The following is a 16,035-nucleotide window of genomic DNA, read 5'->3' as shown; positions in this document are numbered from 1 at the left end:
GGGTCAAAGGGGGATGTGCAACGTGGCCCGCAGCCCGCCGCCGGCACGGTTGTGCAGACGGATCTGACCGCCCAGGCGCTGGGCGATGGTGTGGACAATGGTCAAGCCCAGGCCTGCGCCGTGGGCGTTGCCACGACTGTAGAAGCGCTCGAACAAGCGCTCGCGTTCCTGTTCGTCGATCCCGGGGCCCTGATCGTCCACCGTAAGCTCGAACGCCGTGTCAGTCTTGTGCAACCCCACGGTAATCACGCCATTCTCCGGAGAGAAATTCGCCGCGTTGGTCACCAGGTTGGTCAGGGCGATCGCGATGGCGGCACCGTCGGTGGTCACGGTGCAAGGGGCATCGTCCGCGTCGAACACCAGCTCTAGGCCCTTGCTCAATAGCCAGGGCGTGAGTTGAATCAGGCTGTCGCGCACGGCGGCGGTAAGGTCCAGGGACTGTAAGGGCGGTTGCCCCGCGCTCGGCTCCAGGCGCGCCATGGTCAGCAGTTGATTGACCAGGCGGCTGGTGCGGTCCACGCCCGTGATCAGAAAGGCCAGAGATTCGCGACGTTCAGCCTCGGTGCCGGCCTCCAGCAGGTTTTGCGCATGCACCCGCAGCACCGCCAGCGGGGTACGCATTTCGTGGGCCGCATCGGCGATAAAGCGTCGCTCGCGACCTAGCAGGTCCTGTAGCTGCGCGAGCATACGGTTCAGGGCGGCCTGCATGGGTTCCAGTTCGGTGGGCAAGGGCGTCAGTTGCATCGGCTCCAGGGAGCCGGAGTGCCGGGCGCGTAACGTTGCGGCCATATCAGCCAGGGGCTTGAGCCCCCAACCGATGGCCAGCCAGACCATCATCGCCAAGATCAGGCTGCCCAGCACGTTCGGCCACAAGGTGTGGCGCACGATACGACCGACCAGGTCGGCGCGCACATCGTCGCGTTCGCCGACCCAGATGCGCAGGCCGCTGTTCTTGTCCTTGAGCAAAAAACCGCGCCATTGCCGGCCATTGAGGTCGTCCACATTGCTGTAGCCTGGCTGTTCGGGCGGAGTGGCGAACGTCGGAGCGCTGGAGGTGAACACCAGGCGTTCGCCCTGGGGGCTCCAGACCTGGAAAGCCACCTTGCTTTCGTATGGATGCCCATCGACTTTGGGGTTGGCCTCGGCCAGCGCCTTGTTGAAGGCGCGGTACAGGTCGGCTTGTTGCTCGTTCGCCAGCGGCAGGCTCATCAGGCCTTGCAGCAACCGGGCGTTTTGCGCCAGTTGCGCATCGTAGACTTCGGCAATTTCGTGGTTGCTGTCATGCAGGTTCAATGCGCTGATCAGCAAAAAACCGCCGAGCAGCAGGCCGATAATCAAGGTCAGGGTGCGGCGGCGAATCGAGGTCACACGCGATCCTCCACCAGATAACCCACGCCTCGCACAGTGCGGATCAATTCGCTGGAGAACTTTTTGCGCAAGTGGTGGATATGCACCTCCAGGGTGTTGCTTTCGGCTTCTTCGTTCCAGCCATACAGCAACTGGATCAACTGATCGCGGGTCATGACCCGCCCCGGGGGCGAAAGCAGTTCATGCAGCAGTTGGTATTCCTTGGGGGTCAGCGACACCGGTTGATGGTGATAACTGACTTGCTGGGTGCTGGGGTCCAGGCAAATGCCCGCATGTTCGATCAGCACCCGCGCCCGGCCGGCGCTGCGCCGCAGCAGGGCGCGCAAGCGGGCCTTGAGTTCGGCCAGGTCGAAGGGCTTGATCAGGTAATCGTCGGCACCGGCGTCGAGCCCGGCGATGCGGTCTTCGGTGGCATCCCGTGCGGTCAGAATCAGCACCGGTACGGTGGCACCGCTGTCGCGCAGGCGGCGCAGCACCTCCAACCCGCCCATGCGCGGCAGGCCGAGGTCGAGCACCACCACGTCGAAGGTTTCGCTGAGCAGGGCATGCAGGGCGCTGCTGCCGTCCTTCAACCAGTCGACGGTGTAACCCTCGCGCGCCAGGGCCTGGTGAATCCCTTCGCCCAGGGCTTCGTCATCCTCAATCAGTAATAGCCGCACGCGCACTCCTGTCAGTTGAGTTGCTTGGCGATCTCGGCCAACAGGCGCTCGATCTCTTTGCGCCGCCCGGCGTCGGCGCGTTCCCGACCTGGGCGGGGAGCCGCCAGCAGGGCCTTTTGCAGGGCATCGCGGGCTTGCTCATAACGTTTTTGCCGGTACAGGTGATCGCCCCAGAAGTACAGACTATCAATGCCTGTCGGGTTGACTTGCAAGGCCTGTTTAAGCAACTGCTCGGCCTTGTCGGCGTCACCGAAACCAATCGGCCAGCCCGGAACGCGATCGTACAGCGCCGCCAGGCTGGTATAGGCCGAGCCTTGCAGGGCGGTGGGGTCGAGGCCGAGCGCGCGTTCCAGGTCGGCCTTGGCGGTCTTGGCCTTGCTCAACGCCCCGAGGCCGCCCTGGGCACCGGCCCAACTGCTGGTGACGATACCCGACCAGATCCAGGCTTCGGCGGCCTGCGGAAGGGCCTGGGTGAAGGCATTCGCCTGGCCGGCCAGTTGCTCGAAGGCCTGGGTGCGTTGTGCCTCAGGCAGGCCGTATTGGATTTCGGCCCAGCGTTGTTGGATCGTGATCAGCCGTTGCTGGTCGGCGGCGTCCAACGCCCAGGTGAGGGGGCTCAGGGCACTGAGCACAAGGGCGGCAATCAGTGTTCTCATGGGGTTAGTCCTTGTTAACAGGGTTATCGCTCAAGCGGCGCACCAGGGGCAGTTGTTTACGCAGGCCACGGTCGACCAGCTTCGGCAGCAGGCTGTTGAGGCGCACGAAGAAACGCTCCGGCCAGCCCAGGTACAGGTCGCGACGGTCGTCCACAATCGCCTTGATCACCGCCGACGCCACGGTGTGCGGGTCGTCGACGTTGGACTTGAGCGCCTCGTTCAGGGCCTCGGCCGCCGCGCTGTTCATTGAGGTGCGAGTGGCGCGCGGCGCTACGTACAGCACGCCGACGTGGGTGTCGGCCAGTTCGCGGCGCAGGGCTTCGGAAAACCCGCGCAAGGCAAACTTGGTCGCGCAGTAGGTGGCATAACCGGGGTAGCCGATGGAGCCATAGGTGGAACCGACATTGACCACCCTGGCGCCCGCCGCTTGCTTGAGCATCGGCAGCAGCAGCCGAGTCAGGCAGATCGGCGCGCCGATATTCAACGCGAGCATCTGGTTGATGTCGGCGTCGTCCAGTTGCTCAAGCATGGCGAAGTGGTTGATCCCGGCGGTATTGATCAGCAGGTTGATACCGCCGATGGCTTCGGCCGCCGCCAGTACCTTGCGCCGGTCGGCCAGGAATGTCAGGTCGGCGCTGACCCAGCACAACTGCTGCGGGTATTGCGCAAGCAGCACATCCAGCGGCGCACGGTGGCGCGCCACCGCCAGTACCTGCGCGCCACTGGCGCACAGCATGGCCGCTATCGCCAGGCCGATGCCGCCGCTGGCGCCGGTCAGCACCACGCGGGCCTCAGACAGGCGCATGGGTGGTCTCCCCGAGGCGTGGCAGGTTGCGGAACATATCGGTATAGAGCGCGTAGACCACCTTGGACGCACGGATCACCGCGGCTTGATCCTCCGGGTCGTCGAGACGGTTCATCAGGCCGCGATAGGTCTGCATATGGCCGATATCCAACGCCCCGTGGGAGTTCAGATAGCTGAACGCCTCGGCCGGCAGTTGCAGGCGCTCGCGGATGCTGCCGGCGGCGTGGGTGGCCAGGGCGATACTGGTGCCTTCCAGTACGTTGACCATGCCGAACAGGCCGACCGGGTTATCGCGGGCGATCAGGTCGTAGAGGTAGCTGACCATCAGCTCAATGGGCAAGCCAGGGCGTCCGTCGCGCACGGCTAGCCTATCACCGCCGCAGGCCTCGATATCATCCAGTACCCAATGTTCATGGCCGTATTCGTCTTCGATGTACTCGCACACCGCCTTGCGCAGCCATTCCAGGCGTGACGGCAAGCGTGCGCCGCAGGCCATCATCAACGGCACTGTGTGGCGGACGTGGTAATAGGCCTGGGCCAGAAAGGCGCGGTAGCTGTCGAGGCTGACCTTGCCTTCCAGGGCATCGCGGATGATCGGCAGGCTGAACAATGCCTGGCGTTCTTGCTGGGTGGCGTCTTGCAGGGTGTCGAAGAAATTCACGATGGCGTGTCCTCATTCAAAGGTTGAGTAAAGTAGGCGTGGTAACGGGCGACGATGGCGTCGCGCCGAGGCCGGCCATTGGCGGTGAGCAGGCCGTTGGCGGCGGTGAAGGGGGCGTCCAGGCGCGTCCACTGGTGGACCTGGGCATAGTCCGGCAGGCCGGCATTGGCCTCGGCCACGGCGGCGGCCAGTTGGGCGTCGCTGCAGTCGGCACGATGGGGCCAGAGCAGGGCGTGGTTGTGGGGCAGGGCTTCGCCGTAGACGAATGCCTGGGCAATGTCGCCGCCCTGAGTCAGTTCGGCCTCGACCCAATCCGGGTTGACGTTGCGCCCGTAACTGGTGACGAACTGGTGTTTCTTGCGGCCCTTGAGGTACAGAAAACCGTCTTCGTCGAAGGCCCCCAGATCACCACTGGGCCACCAGGTGTCGGGCTCTTCGGCCTGGCCGAGGTAACCGAGCAGGGTCGAGCCTTTGATCAGCACTTCACCATCCTCGGCCAGGCGGATATCCACATGGGGCAGGGGTCTTCCGACGCTGCCCGGGCGCTGCGCCTGCGGCACGTTGAGGCTGACCACCGAGGCGCACTCCGACAGCCCGTAGCCTTCGAAAACCGGCATGCCCAACTGCTGGGCGCGCTGCAACAAGGCCTTGGACACACGGGCACCGCCCACGGCGGCAAACCGCAAGCCCCGGGGGCTGAAAGCCTTTTGCTCGGCGGCGATGACCAGCATCAGCAGCAGTTGTGGCACCAGGATCAGGCTGTGGGGTTGGCGCGCGGCCAGGCAACCGAGCAATTGCGCCGCATCCACCGCGCTGGCGCCCTGGATACCCAGGCTTTTTTGGCCCGGCACACTCAAGGTGGCGCCGGCATACAACGCGGCGTAGCAGCCCAGGTTCTCCAGCAGAATCGCCAGGGGCAGCAGCGCCAGGTGATGGCGCGGTTCATTGACGTGACTGGCCTGGTACAGCTCGCGGGCTACCCGCAGCAGGCTCTCGCCACTCAGGCATACACCTTTGGGCGCGCCGGTGGTGCCGGAGGTGAAGGTGACTTTGGCGGTGCCCAGGGGCATTGAGGGTCGCCCGTCGAAGTGCCGGCACCAGAAATCGCCGACCTTGTGGTAGCCCAGGCCCTCCAGCTCCTGGCTCAGATAGGGTTCGGCGATGACCCGCTCGGCGTGGCTTTGCGCCAGGCAGTGGGCACGTTGAGCCGCGCTGAAAAACGGTGGCAACGTCAGGCAGGTCAGGCCCTCGAACAGCACTGCCAGGTCCCAGAGCATGGCATCGACGCCATTGTCCAAGGCCAGCGCCACCACCTGTACGCCCTCATCGCGCAGACGTTCGCGCCGATAGGCCACCTCGGCGAACAATGTGGCGTAGTCCATTTTCAGTGAGTCGCCCCACAGAGCGATGGCACCGTCGTTACGTTCGGCATGGCCACGCAGAACGGCGTGGAATCGCAGGGTTTCAGGCGACATGGCAAGTGTCCTCAAGGGTGGTAGGCAGGCCCAAGCGCGAAAACAGGCCCATGTTGCGTAAATGCGTGAAGCCGGCGCGGATATTGCCCACATGCACCCACGGCTGGCTTTCGTAATAACGGCCCCAGTTATGGCGCTCATCGCCCAAGCGTTGCGGGTCGGCGGCACACAGGGTCACGGGCTTGAGCCCAAGGCGATGGAAGCTGTTGACCAGCCCCGCATTGCCGGTAAAGGCCACCCACTCCAGCCCCCCCATGGCCAATAACCAAGTGATGGCGATGATGCTCAGGCGTGCACTGCCGTTATCACTGGCGGCCAGGTTGCCGACCTCGGCGATGGCGCGCCGCTCCACTGGCTGGCCGGCGGCGGCGCAGACCAAGGCCTCGATCGGATGATCCAGGTAGTGCTCCAAAAACAGCGCTTCGCTGCGGGCCAGGCGTACCCCGGCGACGGCGCATAGCTCGCCGTCGGCCTGGCTGACGCCAAACAATTGCGGCATGAAGTGGCGGATGTCCGCGCCATGGGCCAGGCGAAAGCGCTGCTGGATGAACGCTTCGAAGGCCGGGCGCCGAGGGTCGTCGGGCAGGGCGCGGCTCAGGTGCAGCGGGGCGCTGTCGGCGTGGCCGAACAGCATGGGCAACGGGATGTTCCAGTCGAAATCGGGCATTTGGCGGTTCGCCTCCCACGTCAAGTTGGGAGGAGTATCAGTAGCCTTTCTTAACGAAGTCTGAAGGTGGGCGTAAACATCGTCGTTCGGTCTTCAGACTGGCTTAAGACTGCCAGGGCAGGGTGGCGCGGACTTTCCAGGCCGGCCTCGGCCATCACTTGCTCAAAGGCGACTTTTCCATGAACCAATATTGGGTAACGCAGCGCTACGCCCGGTTATCGATGACCCTGCACTGGCTGATGCTGGCGCTGTTTGTCGGTGTCTATGCCTGCATCGAAATCAAAGGCCTGCTGCCTCGCGGCAGTGTGGCGAGGAGCTTCATGGCGGGCACTCATGGGCTGCTGGGGATGGGTATTTTCCTGTTGGTGTGGGTGCGCTTGCTCGGGCGTCTGGCTCCTCGTCCGGCCATCGTGCCGCGGCCTCCGGTCTGGCAAACGGCGTTGGCGCACCTGATGCACCTGGCCCTGTATGGCTTGATGATCGTGACGCCGCTGCTGGCCTGGCTGATGCTTAGCGCGGGGGGTAAAACCCTGCCGTACTTCGAGTGGTCGTTGCCCGCTCTGGTGGCGATGGACCCGGACCAAGCCAAGGTGTTCAAGCACTGGCATGAGTGGCTGGGCAATGCCGGTTATTGGCTGATCGGCCTGCATGCGGCCGCCGGGCTGTTCCATCACTACTGGGTGCGCGACAACACGCTGATACGCATGCTGCCTAAATCGCGTAATCGCTGAAGTTGCGACAAATCAGTTTGATGAAACGTTTCTTCTAGCGACAAATGGCGCACGCAAGCGCTTGCGTAAGTAAATGTATCTGATTAGAGTCGGTGCCAATCGGCTCTGATCCAAAGGGGGCCGAACGACAAAAATAATAAAACCAGGAGCTCAGACATGAGCCTTGAACCCTTGCTGGAGATGCAGGGCATCAGCAAAACCTTCAACGGTTTGCGCGTGCTCAAAAATGTCGGCCTGAAGGTTTACCCCGGCGAAATCCACGCCTTGATGGGGGAGAACGGCGCCGGCAAATCCACTTTGATGAAAATCCTTTCCGGCGCTTATCAGGCCGATCCCGGCGGTGAAATCCGCATCGGCGGCGAGCCCATCGCCACATTCAATCCCGCCACCGCCAAAGCCCTCGGCATCGCCGTGATCTACCAGGAACTGAGCCTGTGCCCGAACCTGAGCGTGGCCGAGAACATTTACCTGGGCCGCGAACTACGGCGTGGTTGGACCATCGACCGCGCCGGCATGCAGGCCGGCTGCGTCGAGGTGCTGCAACGCCTTGGCGCCGAATTCACCCCGGCCACGCGGGTCAGCAGCCTGTCGATTGCCGAGCGCCAACTGGTGGAGATCGCCCGCGCTTTGCATGCCCACGCCAAGATCCTGGTGATGGACGAGCCCACCACGCCGCTGTCGTCCCGCGAAACGGATCGCCTGTTCGCGCTGATCAAACAGCTGCGCAGCCAAGGCCTGGCGATCATCTACATCAGCCACCGCATGGCCGAGATCTACGAGCTGTCGGACCGTGTATCGGTGCTGCGCGACGGCCAGTACATCGGCGAACTGACCCGCGAGGCGCTGTCGGCCGAGGTGCTGGTGAAAATGATGGTGGGCCGCGACTTGTCAGGGTTCTATAAAAAGGACCACGCGGCGTACGACCCCGGCGCCGTGGTGATGCGCGTGCGCGACATGGCCGACGGCAAACGCGTGCGCCAGTGCAGTTTCGACCTGCATGCCGGTGAGGTGCTGGGCATTGCCGGGCTGGTGGGGGCAGGGCGCACCGAGCTGGCGCGCCTGATCTTCGCCGCCGACCCGCGCACCAGCGGCACCCTGGAAGTGGTGGGCAAGACCGTCACCCAACTGCGCACCCCGGCGGACGCGATTCGTGCCGGCGTGGTGTACCTCACCGAAGACCGCAAGGCCCAGGGCCTGTTCCTCGACATGAGCGTGGCCGACAACATCAACGTCTGCGCCTGTGTGCCGGATGCCCGCGCCGGTGGCGTGCTCGACCGGGCGCACGCCGCGCAACGCTCGAATGACGCGATCAAGTCGCTGTCGATCCGCGTGGCGTCGGGCAAGGTCAACGTCGGCGCGTTATCCGGTGGCAACCAGCAGAAAGTGCTGCTGGCGCGCTTGCTGGAGGTCAAGCCCCATGTGCTGATCCTCGACGAACCCACCCGTGGCGTGGACATCGGCTCCAAATCCGAGATCTACCGCATCATCAATCAGCTGGCGCTGGCCGGGGTGGGCATTGTGGTGATTTCCAGCGAGCTGCCGGAAATCATCGGCACCTGCGACCGCGTGCTGATCATGCGCGAAGGCCAATTGGTGGCCGAAGTCGGCGGGGCTTCCGGCCACGCTATTTCCCAGGAACGTATTATCGACCTCGCCACCGGTGGCGATCAGGTGGCTGCCCATGGCTGACTCAAACAACACAATGACCCTCACACCCATAGGCAAAGCCGAACGCGCCCGCGAGTTGATGCGCACGGTCGGCATGTTGCCGGTGCTGGTGTTGCTGCTGGTGGGCTTTGCCCTGGCCAGTGAAAACTTCCTGACCTTGCAGAACCTGTCGATCATCACCCAGCAAGCCTCGGTGAACGTGGTGTTGGCGGCGGGCATGACCTTCGTGATCCTCACTGCCGGCATCGACCTGTCGGTGGGCGCGATCCTGGCAGCCTCGGCGGTGGTGGCGTTGCAGGCGTCGATGTCGCCGCAATTCGGTATGTTCGGCATCGCCGCCGGCATCGGCTTCGGGCTGTTACTCGGGCTGGTCAACGGTGGGCTGATCGCCTTTATGCGCCTGCCGCCGTTTATCGTCACCCTCGGCGCGCTCACCGCCATGCGTGGGCTGGCGCGGCTGTTGGCCGACGACAAGACGGTGTTCAACCCGGATCTGCCGTTTGCATTTATCGGTAACGACTCGATCCTTGGCGTGCCATGGCTGGTGGTGATTGCCGTGGCAGTGGTGGCGCTGTCGTGGTTTATCCTGCGCCGCACGGTGATGGGGGTGCAGATCTATTCGGTGGGCGGCAACCCGGAAGCGGCGCGGCTGTCGGGGATCAAGGTGTGGAAGGTGTTGCTGTTCGTCTATGCCATGTCCGGGGCGTTGGCCGGGCTCGGCGCGGTGATGAGCGCTTCACGCCTGTTTGCCGCCAACGGCCTGCAACTGGGGCAATCCTACGAGCTGGATGCGATTGCCGCAGTGATTCTCGGTGGCACCAGCTTTACCGGCGGCGTCGGCACCATCGGTGGCACGCTGATCGGCGCGCTGATCATTGCCGTGCTCACCAATGGCCTGGTGCTGCTGGGGGTGTCGGATATCTGGCAATACATCATCAAAGGCATCGTGATCATTGGCGCGGTGGCACTGGACCGTTATCGCCAGTCCGGCGCGCGCACCTGATTTATCTCCTACAACAATCACAAGAGAGAAGCGCATGAACTTTAAACGTATCGTTCCCGTCATCGCCCTGGCTGCCCTGATGTCCCAGGCAGTACAGGCCCGTGAACTCAAAGCGCTGGGCATCAGCATGGGCTCGCTGGGCAACCCGTATTTCGTGACTCTGGCCGACGGTGCCACGGCGCGGGCCAAGGCGTTGAATCCCAACGTCAAGGTCACCTCGGTGTCCGCCGACTATGACCTGAGCAAACAGTTTTCCCAGATCGACAACTTCATCTCGTCCAAGGTCGACTTGATACTGCTCAACGCCGTCGACCCCTCGGCCATGGCCTCGGCGATCAAGAAAGCCCGCGACGCCGGCATCGTCGTAGTCGCCGTGGATGTGGACGCTAAGGGCGTGAACGCCACCGTACAGACCGATAACGTCGAAGCCGGCAAGCTGGCCTGCCAGTACCTGGTGGACAAGCTCTCGGGCAAAGGCAATGTGATTATCCAGAACGGCCCGCAGGTCACCGCCGTGACCGACCGCGTCAAGGGCTGCAAAGCTGCATTGGCCGGCGCGCCGGACATCAAGGTGCTGTCCGACGATCAGGACGGAAAAGGTTCGCGCGAAGGCGGCCTGAACGTGATGCAGGGCTATCTCACCCGTTTCCCGAAAATCGACGGCCTGTTCGCGATCAACGACCCCCAAGCCATCGGTAGCGACCTGGCAGCCAAGCAGCTCAAGCGCAGCGGCATCATCATCACCTCGGTGGATGGCGCGCCGGACATCGAAAATGCACTGAAGAGCGATACGCAGATCCAGGCCTCCGCCAGCCAGGACCCGTGGGCCATGGCCCAGACCGCCGTGGACGTAGGCAATGACATTCTCAACGACAAAGCCCCGGCCGACGCGGTGACGTTGCTCACGCCGAAACTGATCACCCGCGACAATGTCGGCAGCTACAGCGGCTGGTCGAGCAAACACTGAGTCCGTCTGAGGAACCGCGCCATGGTCACCATGGACGATGTGGCAAGCCGCGCCGGGGTGTCGACTTCAACCGTGTCCCATGTGGTGAACGGCACCCGTAAAGTCAGCGCGGCGACGGTGCTGGCGGTGCAGCGTGCGATCCAGGATCTGGGTTATATCCCCAACACCCTGGCGCGCTCGCTGGCCCGTTCCAGCACCAGCACCATTGGCGTGGCGATTTCGGCGCTGTCCAATCACTACTTCAGCGAGACCGTGCACGCGATTGAAACCGAGTGCGCCAAGCACGGCTATATGATGCTGTTTGTCGACACCCACGATGACCCGCAGCAAGAGTTGCGGGTAGTGACGGCGCTGCATCATCGGCGTGTCGACGGTATTGTGCTGGCCCCGTCGAATGAGTCCCTGGCCCTGGATTACCTGCGTGCCAACCAGATTCCGGCGGTGCTGGTGGATCGGATGATGAGCGCGCAATTTGATCAGGTCGGGGTGGAAAACGCGCGGTCCACGCAAACCTTGATCGAACACCTGATAAGCCACGGGCATAGCCGTATCGGCTTTATCGCCGGGCGTGCGGGGTTCAGTACCACGGATGAGCGGGTGGCCGGCTACACGGCGGCGTTGCAGGGGGCGGGGCTGGCAGTTGATCCGCAGCTGTTGGTAAACGGCGGTTCCAGTACCGAGCCGGCTCGTCAGGCCACGGTGCAACTGTTGGGCCTGGAGTCGCCACCGACGGCGATTATGGCCGGTAATAACTTGATGACCCTGGGCGCGATGCACGCTCTGCGTGATGCGCACCTGGAGGTCCCGGCGCAGATGGCGTTGGTGGGGTTTGATGATTTTGATTGGGCAGACTTTTTCGTGCCGCGCTTGACCCTGATCGCCCAGCCTGTGCAGGCGTTGGGTGCCCAGGCGGTCAATCTACTGCTGCAACGCATGGCGTCGCCCGCTGCGCCCACCCAGTGTGTGCGCCTGGCACCAACCCTGCGAATACGCAATTCCTGTGGCTGCCACTGATTGGAATCACATACGTATGAACAGTCCGGTTTCCTTGGGCATCGATCTCGGCACCTCTGAACTCAAAGCCATCCTGATGGACCTCGACGGCAACGTCCTGGCCCATGCCGGCGTGCGCCTGAGCGTTTCAAGACGCCACAGCGGCTGGTCAGAGCAGGCGCCGCAGGATTGGTGGCAAGCCTGTGTGCAGGCACTTGGCCAGCTGCGCAGCCATCCGGCGTATGCCGATGTGGCCTGTATCGGCCTGTCCGGGCAGATGCACGGCGCGGTGCTGTTGGGTGCGGACGACCGGGTGCTGTATCCGGCCATCCTGTGGGATGACTCCCGCGCCGTGGCCGAGGCAGAACGCCTGGGCGCGGATTTCGCCGATGTCACCGGCAGCCTGCCGATGGCCGGGCTTACCGCGCCGAAGTTGCTGTGGCTGCGGGAGCATGAACCAGAGGTGTTCAAAGCCATCGACTGCGTGTTGTCGCCCAAGGATTACCTGCGGTTGTGTCTGACTGGCGAGCGCATCAGCGAGATGTCCGACGCCGCCGGTACGCTGTGGCTGGATGTGGCCCGACGCGAGTGGTTCACGCCGATGCTGCGCGCCACCGGCCTGGCGCCGTGGCAGATGCCTCGACTGGTTGAAGGCGGCGCGCCAAGCGCGCGGTTGACCGCGACGCAGCTGGGGCTTTCGCCCGAGGTAGTGATCGCCGGCGGTGGCGGCGATAACCCGGTGGCGGCGGTGGGCATCGGTGCGGTCCATGCCGGGGACGGTTTCATCACCTTGGGCACCAGCGCGGCGATTGTGGCGATCACCGACCACGCCGCCGGCAACCCGGCCAGCGCGGTACATAGCTTCTGCCATGCGCTACCGGATCGCTGGTACACCATGGGCGCCATGCTCGCCGGTGCCAGTTGCTTGCGCTGGGTCACGCGGTTGACCGGGATGGCGGATGAGCAAACCTTGCTAGCGCAGGTCCAGGCGCAATTACCGATCGAACAGGCCGTGCCGCTGCACACGCCGTTGTTCCTGCCGTACCTGGCCGGCGAACGCACGCCGCACAACGACCCCTTGTTGCGCGGCGGCTTTATGGGGCTGGGGCATGACTGCACACCGGCGATGCTCGGCTATGCGGTGATGGAGGGCGTCGGCTTCGGCCTGCTGGATGCGCTGCACGCGGTGCAATCGGCGGGCGCACAGGTCGGCGCCTGCGCTTTGGTAGGCGGCGGCGCGCGCAGCGCATATTGGGCGCAGTTGCTGGCCAATATCCTGCAACGGGAGATCTACACGTTGCACGGCAGTGAACTGAGCGCCTGCATCGGCGCGGCGAAACTCGGGTTCATGGCGGTGGGCGAGGGCGCAGACTTGCTGGCAGCAGGTATGCCGATCAAGGCGCGCTATTTGCCGGATGCGACGCAGCGGGCGGTGCTGGATGAGGGTTATCGGCGGTTTCAGGGATTGTTGGAGGCGGCGAAAGGGTTGCGGGCCTGAGCAATCAGAGCTTGCCGTCCAGAAAGCTGATCAGTCGCGACTTCGTGATAGCGCCGATTTGCGTCCCTTCTACATGACCGCCACTGAACAGCATCAGCGTAGGAATGCTACGTATGCCATATGTTTGCGGCGTGGCTGGATTCTCGTCGACATTGAGTGTGGCAACCTGCAACCGATCTGCGTATTCCTCGGCGATCTGTTCGATAGACACCGCAAGCATTTTGCACGGGCCGCACCATTCGGCCCAGAAGTCGACCAGTACAGGTTTGGTGCTGTGGATGACGTCGTCCTCGAACGAAGCGTCAGTGATGGCTTTGATCTGACTCATAAATGCCTCCTGTGGTCTTTGAACAGCATCAGCGTGGGCACCTCGTGCACCCCGTACCGGGCCGGTGTGACGCAATGGTCGTCGACATTCAGCGTCACAATGGTCAAGCGGCCCAGGTAATCCTCAGCCATTTGTTCGAGGTAGGGCAGATGGCCGCAGCTATTGTTCCAGTAATACACCAACACTGGGCCTAGGGCCTGCAACACCTGCCTATCGAAATTGGCATCGCTGACTTCTTTGATAAGTGAGCGCGTCATGGGCAACCCTCCAGCCACAGCACCGACGCTAACGCAACGAGGCGGCGAAGGCACCTGTGAAAAATGACAGGGGGTTAGATCGATTGGCGATAGCCCAAGGCGGTGCCTGTATGAGCGGGGTTGCGCCGCACTGGGCCGCGAGGCGGCCCGCGATCAAACTGCGGCGCAGTGTCAGAGCGAATGGGGACAGCCGGTTCCAGGGCTGCTTGTGCAGCCCGGCGCGGGGCAAGCCCGCTCACCACAAAACAGTGTTAGCCGTTGACGAAGTGCAACAGCGTCAGTGCGTGCCCTGATAGATAAGTTTGTCCGGGTTGAAGTGTTCGACCACGCTGCCGGGTTGCGGCAAGCCCAGAATGTGGCCCTTGATCTTGCCCACCACATGCATTTCACACGGCTTGCAGTCGAATTTCAGGGTCAGCACTTCGTCGCCGTGGATCAGTTGCATCGGCGCCACCTTGGTCTTCACGCCCGTGACGCCCTTGGCCTGTTTAGGGCACAGGTTGAACGAGAAGCGCAGGCAGTGCTTGGTGATCATCACCGGCACTTCGCCGGTTTCTTCATGGGCTTCGAAGGCCGCGTCGATCAACTTCACCCCGTGGCGGTGGTAGAAGTCGCGGGCTTTCTGGTTGTAGACGTTGGCCAGGAACGACAGGTGCGCTTCCGGATAGACCGGCGGCGGTGTGGTTTCGGCCTTGCGCCCACCACGGGGGTGCGCCGCGACCCGGGCGGCGGTCAGCGCTTCGATGACTTCGCGGCGCAGTGCCTTGAGCTGCGAGTTGGGGATGAAGAACGCCTGCGGCGCATCCAGCTCGATGGCAGTGGCGTGGTATTCGGTGGTGCCCAGTTGGCCGAGCAAGTCGCGCAAGGTATCCAGCGCCTGTTCCGGTTTGTTGGCCACGCCGAACGGGCCGGGCAGGGTGACGCTGGCGCTGATGCCTTCCTCGCTGGTAGCGGTGACGTGCAACTGCTCTTCACGCAAACGCGCGACCCACGCAAGGCCGATACGGCGCTCGGCCGAGGTCTTGAGCAGCGCCTGCTGCCAGTTGTGGTCGAGGTTGCGGTTCAGCGGATGGTTGGGGCGCAGTTGGTGCAGGCCGGCGGGCATTTCATTCGGCTCAACGCGATAGCGGTAGCGCTTCTGGCCGTCTTCCTCGAACTCGCCCTTGGGCTCGGCGATGTTGGCGCGGAACCCCACCACTTCACGCTTGACCAGCACGTTCAGGCCATCGCCATTGGACAGCGGCTCATGGGTGACTACCTGCAGGTCGCGCTTGCCGGCTTTTTCCACCACACCCACCGGCAGGCCGGTGAAGGTCGGCGTGTCGAAAGCGCCGATGTCGATCTTGCGCTCGCTGACAAAGTAGTCGGTGCTGCCACGGTGGAAGGTTTTTTCCGGGTCGGGCAGGAAGAAATGCGCGGTGCGACCGCTGGAGGCACGGGCCAGGTCCGGACGATCTTCGAGAATGTCGTCCAGGCGCTGGCGGTAATAGGCGGTGATGTTCTTCACATAGCCCATGTCCTTGTAACGGCCTTCGATCTTGAACGAACGCACACCGGCCTCTACCAGCGCACGCAGGTTGGCGCTCTGGTTGTTGTCTTTCATCGACAGCAGGTGTTTTTCAAAGGCCACGACGCGCCCCTGATCGTCCTTCAAGGTGTACGGCAGGCGGCACGCTTGGGAGCAATCGCCGCGGTTGGCGCTGCGGCCGTTCTGCGCGTGGGAGATATTGCACTGCCCGGAAAACGCCACGCACAGTGCGCCATGAATGAAGAACTCGATGGCGGCATCGGTCTCGTCGGCGATGGTGCGGATTTCCTGCAGGTTCAGCTCACGGGCCAATACCAGTTGGGAGAACCCGGCCTGATCGAGAAACTTGGCGCGGGCCAGGGTGCGGATATCGGTCTGGGTACTGGCATGCAGCTCGATGGGCGGGATATCCAGCTCCATCACCCCCAGGTCCTGCACGATCAGCGCGTCGACACCGGCGTCGTAGAGCTGATGGATCAGCTTGCGCGCCGGCTCCAGCTCGTTGTCATGCAGGATGGTATTGATGGTGGTGAACACCCGGGCGTGGTAACGGCGGGCGAACTCGACCAGTTGAGCGATATCGCTCACTTCGTTACACGCGTTGTGGCGCGCGCCGAAGCTGGGGCCGCCGATATAAATGGCGTCGGCGCCGTGCAGGATGGCCTCGCGGGCGATGGCTACATCGCGGGCAGGGCTGAGCAATTCCAGGTGATGCTTGGGCAAGGACATAGTTTTTTTAGTCAGGCTTGTCACGGTTGAGGCGCGCATTGT

16 protein-coding genes are annotated in these 16,035 nt (G+C 63.4%); 6 read left to right on the top strand and 10 right to left on the bottom strand.

The genetic code is table 11. The features are described from left to right. Positions 1–3: 3 nt before the first annotated feature. The 7 genes from K1567_RS03340 to K1567_RS03310 are packed head-to-tail and all read right to left on the bottom strand — an operon-like array spanning position 4 to position 6,291. Positions 4–1,368 (bottom strand): ATP-binding protein, encoded by a 1,365-nt coding sequence (locus K1567_RS03340; RefSeq protein WP_034097824.1) that lies wholly within the window; start codon positions 1,366–1,368, stop codon positions 4–6. Continuing rightward, positions 1,365–2,027: a response regulator gene (locus tag K1567_RS03335; protein ID WP_034097826.1), complete on the bottom strand. Its 663-nt coding sequence runs from the start codon at positions 2,025–2,027 to the stop codon at positions 1,365–1,367. The genes K1567_RS03340 and K1567_RS03335 overlap by 4 nt, the downstream gene beginning before the upstream one ends. 11 nt (positions 2,028–2,038) lie before the next feature. Beyond that, on the bottom strand, positions 2,039–2,683 hold the full coding sequence (locus K1567_RS03330; protein ID WP_220698131.1) for a tetratricopeptide repeat protein: 645 nt from the start codon (positions 2,681–2,683) through the stop codon (positions 2,039–2,041). A 4-nt stretch (positions 2,684–2,687) separates the two neighbouring features. Beyond that, positions 2,688–3,488: an SDR family oxidoreductase gene (locus K1567_RS03325; RefSeq protein WP_034097830.1), complete on the bottom strand. Its 801-nt coding sequence runs from the start codon at positions 3,486–3,488 to the stop codon at positions 2,688–2,690. Then, positions 3,475–4,149: a TenA family transcriptional regulator gene (locus tag K1567_RS03320; RefSeq protein ID WP_034097831.1), complete on the bottom strand. Its 675-nt coding sequence runs from the start codon at positions 4,147–4,149 to the stop codon at positions 3,475–3,477. The genes K1567_RS03325 and K1567_RS03320 overlap by 14 nt, the downstream gene beginning before the upstream one ends. Then, positions 4,146–5,624: an AMP-binding protein gene (locus tag K1567_RS03315; RefSeq protein ID WP_220698130.1), complete on the bottom strand. Its 1,479-nt coding sequence runs from the start codon at positions 5,622–5,624 to the stop codon at positions 4,146–4,148. Before K1567_RS03315 ends, K1567_RS03320 begins: the two co-directional genes overlap by 4 nt. Next, on the bottom strand, positions 5,614–6,291 hold the full coding sequence (locus K1567_RS03310; RefSeq protein WP_034113698.1) for a thermostable hemolysin: 678 nt from the start codon (positions 6,289–6,291) through the stop codon (positions 5,614–5,616). Before K1567_RS03310 ends, K1567_RS03315 begins: the two co-directional genes overlap by 11 nt. A 179-nt stretch (positions 6,292–6,470) precedes the next feature. Here K1567_RS03310 and K1567_RS03305 point away from each other — a divergent pair, with 179 nt between their 5' ends. The 6 genes from K1567_RS03305 to xylB all read left to right on the top strand — a co-directional run bounded on the left by K1567_RS03305 (position 6,471) and on the right by xylB (position 13,151). Beyond that, positions 6,471–7,022 (top strand): cytochrome b, encoded by a 552-nt coding sequence (locus tag K1567_RS03305; protein ID WP_034097835.1) that lies wholly within the window; start codon positions 6,471–6,473, stop codon positions 7,020–7,022. Between the two features lie 156 nt (positions 7,023–7,178). Continuing rightward, a complete protein-coding gene (locus K1567_RS03300) occupies positions 7,179–8,711 on the top strand; it encodes a sugar ABC transporter ATP-binding protein (protein WP_213634368.1) in 1,533 nt (510 codons plus the stop codon). A 13-nt stretch (positions 8,712–8,724) separates the two neighbouring features. Continuing rightward, positions 8,725–9,693 (top strand): ABC transporter permease subunit, encoded by a 969-nt coding sequence (locus tag K1567_RS03295; RefSeq protein WP_094065826.1) that lies wholly within the window; start codon positions 8,725–8,727, stop codon positions 9,691–9,693. Positions 9,694–9,727: 34 nt separating this feature from the next. Then, on the top strand, positions 9,728–10,660 hold the full coding sequence (locus K1567_RS03290) for an ABC transporter substrate-binding protein (protein ID WP_034138098.1): 933 nt from the start codon (positions 9,728–9,730) through the stop codon (positions 10,658–10,660). Positions 10,661–10,666: 6 nt separating this feature from the next. Continuing rightward, complete coding sequence (locus K1567_RS03285) at positions 10,667–11,674, top strand: LacI family DNA-binding transcriptional regulator (protein ID WP_256203863.1); 1,008 nt, start codon at positions 10,667–10,669, stop codon at positions 11,672–11,674. Between the two features lie 16 nt (positions 11,675–11,690). Continuing rightward, positions 11,691–13,151 carry a xylulokinase gene (gene xylB, locus K1567_RS03280; protein ID WP_220698129.1) on the top strand — a complete coding sequence of 487 codons (1,461 nt, stop codon included), beginning with the start codon at positions 11,691–11,693 and terminating at the stop codon, positions 13,149–13,151. Between the two features lie 4 nt (positions 13,152–13,155). Here xylB and trxA read toward each other — a convergent pair whose 3' ends face one another. The 3 genes from trxA to K1567_RS03265 all read right to left on the bottom strand — a co-directional run bounded on the left by trxA (position 13,156) and on the right by K1567_RS03265 (position 15,993). Further along, positions 13,156–13,479 carry a thioredoxin gene (trxA, locus tag K1567_RS03275; protein ID WP_034097846.1) on the bottom strand — a complete coding sequence of 108 codons (324 nt, stop codon included), beginning with the start codon at positions 13,477–13,479 and terminating at the stop codon, positions 13,156–13,158. Beyond that, a complete protein-coding gene (locus K1567_RS03270; RefSeq protein WP_047882203.1) occupies positions 13,476–13,736 on the bottom strand; it encodes a co-chaperone YbbN in 261 nt (86 codons plus the stop codon). The genes trxA and K1567_RS03270 overlap by 4 nt, the downstream gene beginning before the upstream one ends. Positions 13,737–14,013: 277 nt before the next feature. Continuing rightward, positions 14,014–15,993, bottom strand: coding sequence for a U32 family peptidase (locus tag K1567_RS03265; RefSeq protein ID WP_169867811.1), 1,980 nt, complete (start codon positions 15,991–15,993; stop codon positions 14,014–14,016). Between the last annotated feature and the right edge of the window lie 42 nt (positions 15,994–16,035).

It is taken from the genome of Pseudomonas sp. S5F11, from assembly GCF_019641515.1.
GTDB classification, from domain to species: Bacteria; Pseudomonadota; Gammaproteobacteria; order Pseudomonadales; family Pseudomonadaceae; genus Aquipseudomonas; species Aquipseudomonas rhodesiae.
The sequence above is the reverse complement of the archived record's forward strand: the minus strand, read 5'-3'. Positions and strand labels throughout refer to the sequence as shown.

Excerpts from the sequence above, each read along its gene's own strand:
- K1567_RS03330 (WP_220698131.1), bottom strand. The coding sequence starts at position 2,683 with ATGAGAACACTGATTGCCGCCCTTGTGCTCAGTGCCCTGAGCCCCCTC.
- K1567_RS03325 (WP_034097830.1), bottom strand. The coding sequence starts at position 3,488 with ATGCGCCTGTCTGAGGCCCGCGTGGTGCTGACCGGCGCCAGCGGCGGC.
- K1567_RS03315 (WP_220698130.1), bottom strand. The coding sequence starts at position 5,624 with ATGTCGCCTGAAACCCTGCGATTCCACGCCGTTCTGCGTGGCCATGCC.
- K1567_RS03310 (WP_034113698.1), bottom strand. The coding sequence starts at position 6,291 with ATGCCCGATTTCGACTGGAACATCCCGTTGCCCATGCTGTTCGGCCAC.
- K1567_RS03305 (WP_034097835.1), top strand. The coding sequence starts at position 6,471 with ATGAACCAATATTGGGTAACGCAGCGCTACGCCCGGTTATCGATGACC.
- K1567_RS03300 (WP_213634368.1), top strand. The coding sequence starts at position 7,179 with ATGAGCCTTGAACCCTTGCTGGAGATGCAGGGCATCAGCAAAACCTTC.
- K1567_RS03295 (WP_094065826.1), top strand. The coding sequence starts at position 8,725 with ATGACCCTCACACCCATAGGCAAAGCCGAACGCGCCCGCGAGTTGATG.
- K1567_RS03290 (WP_034138098.1), top strand. The coding sequence starts at position 9,728 with ATGAACTTTAAACGTATCGTTCCCGTCATCGCCCTGGCTGCCCTGATG.
- xylB (WP_220698129.1), top strand. The coding sequence starts at position 11,691 with ATGAACAGTCCGGTTTCCTTGGGCATCGATCTCGGCACCTCTGAACTC.
- trxA (WP_034097846.1), bottom strand. The coding sequence starts at position 13,479 with ATGAGTCAGATCAAAGCCATCACTGACGCTTCGTTCGAGGACGACGTC.
- K1567_RS03270 (WP_047882203.1), bottom strand. The coding sequence starts at position 13,736 with ATGACGCGCTCACTTATCAAAGAAGTCAGCGATGCCAATTTCGATAGG.
- K1567_RS03265 (WP_169867811.1), bottom strand. The coding sequence starts at position 15,993 with ATGTCCTTGCCCAAGCATCACCTGGAATTGCTCAGCCCTGCCCGCGAT.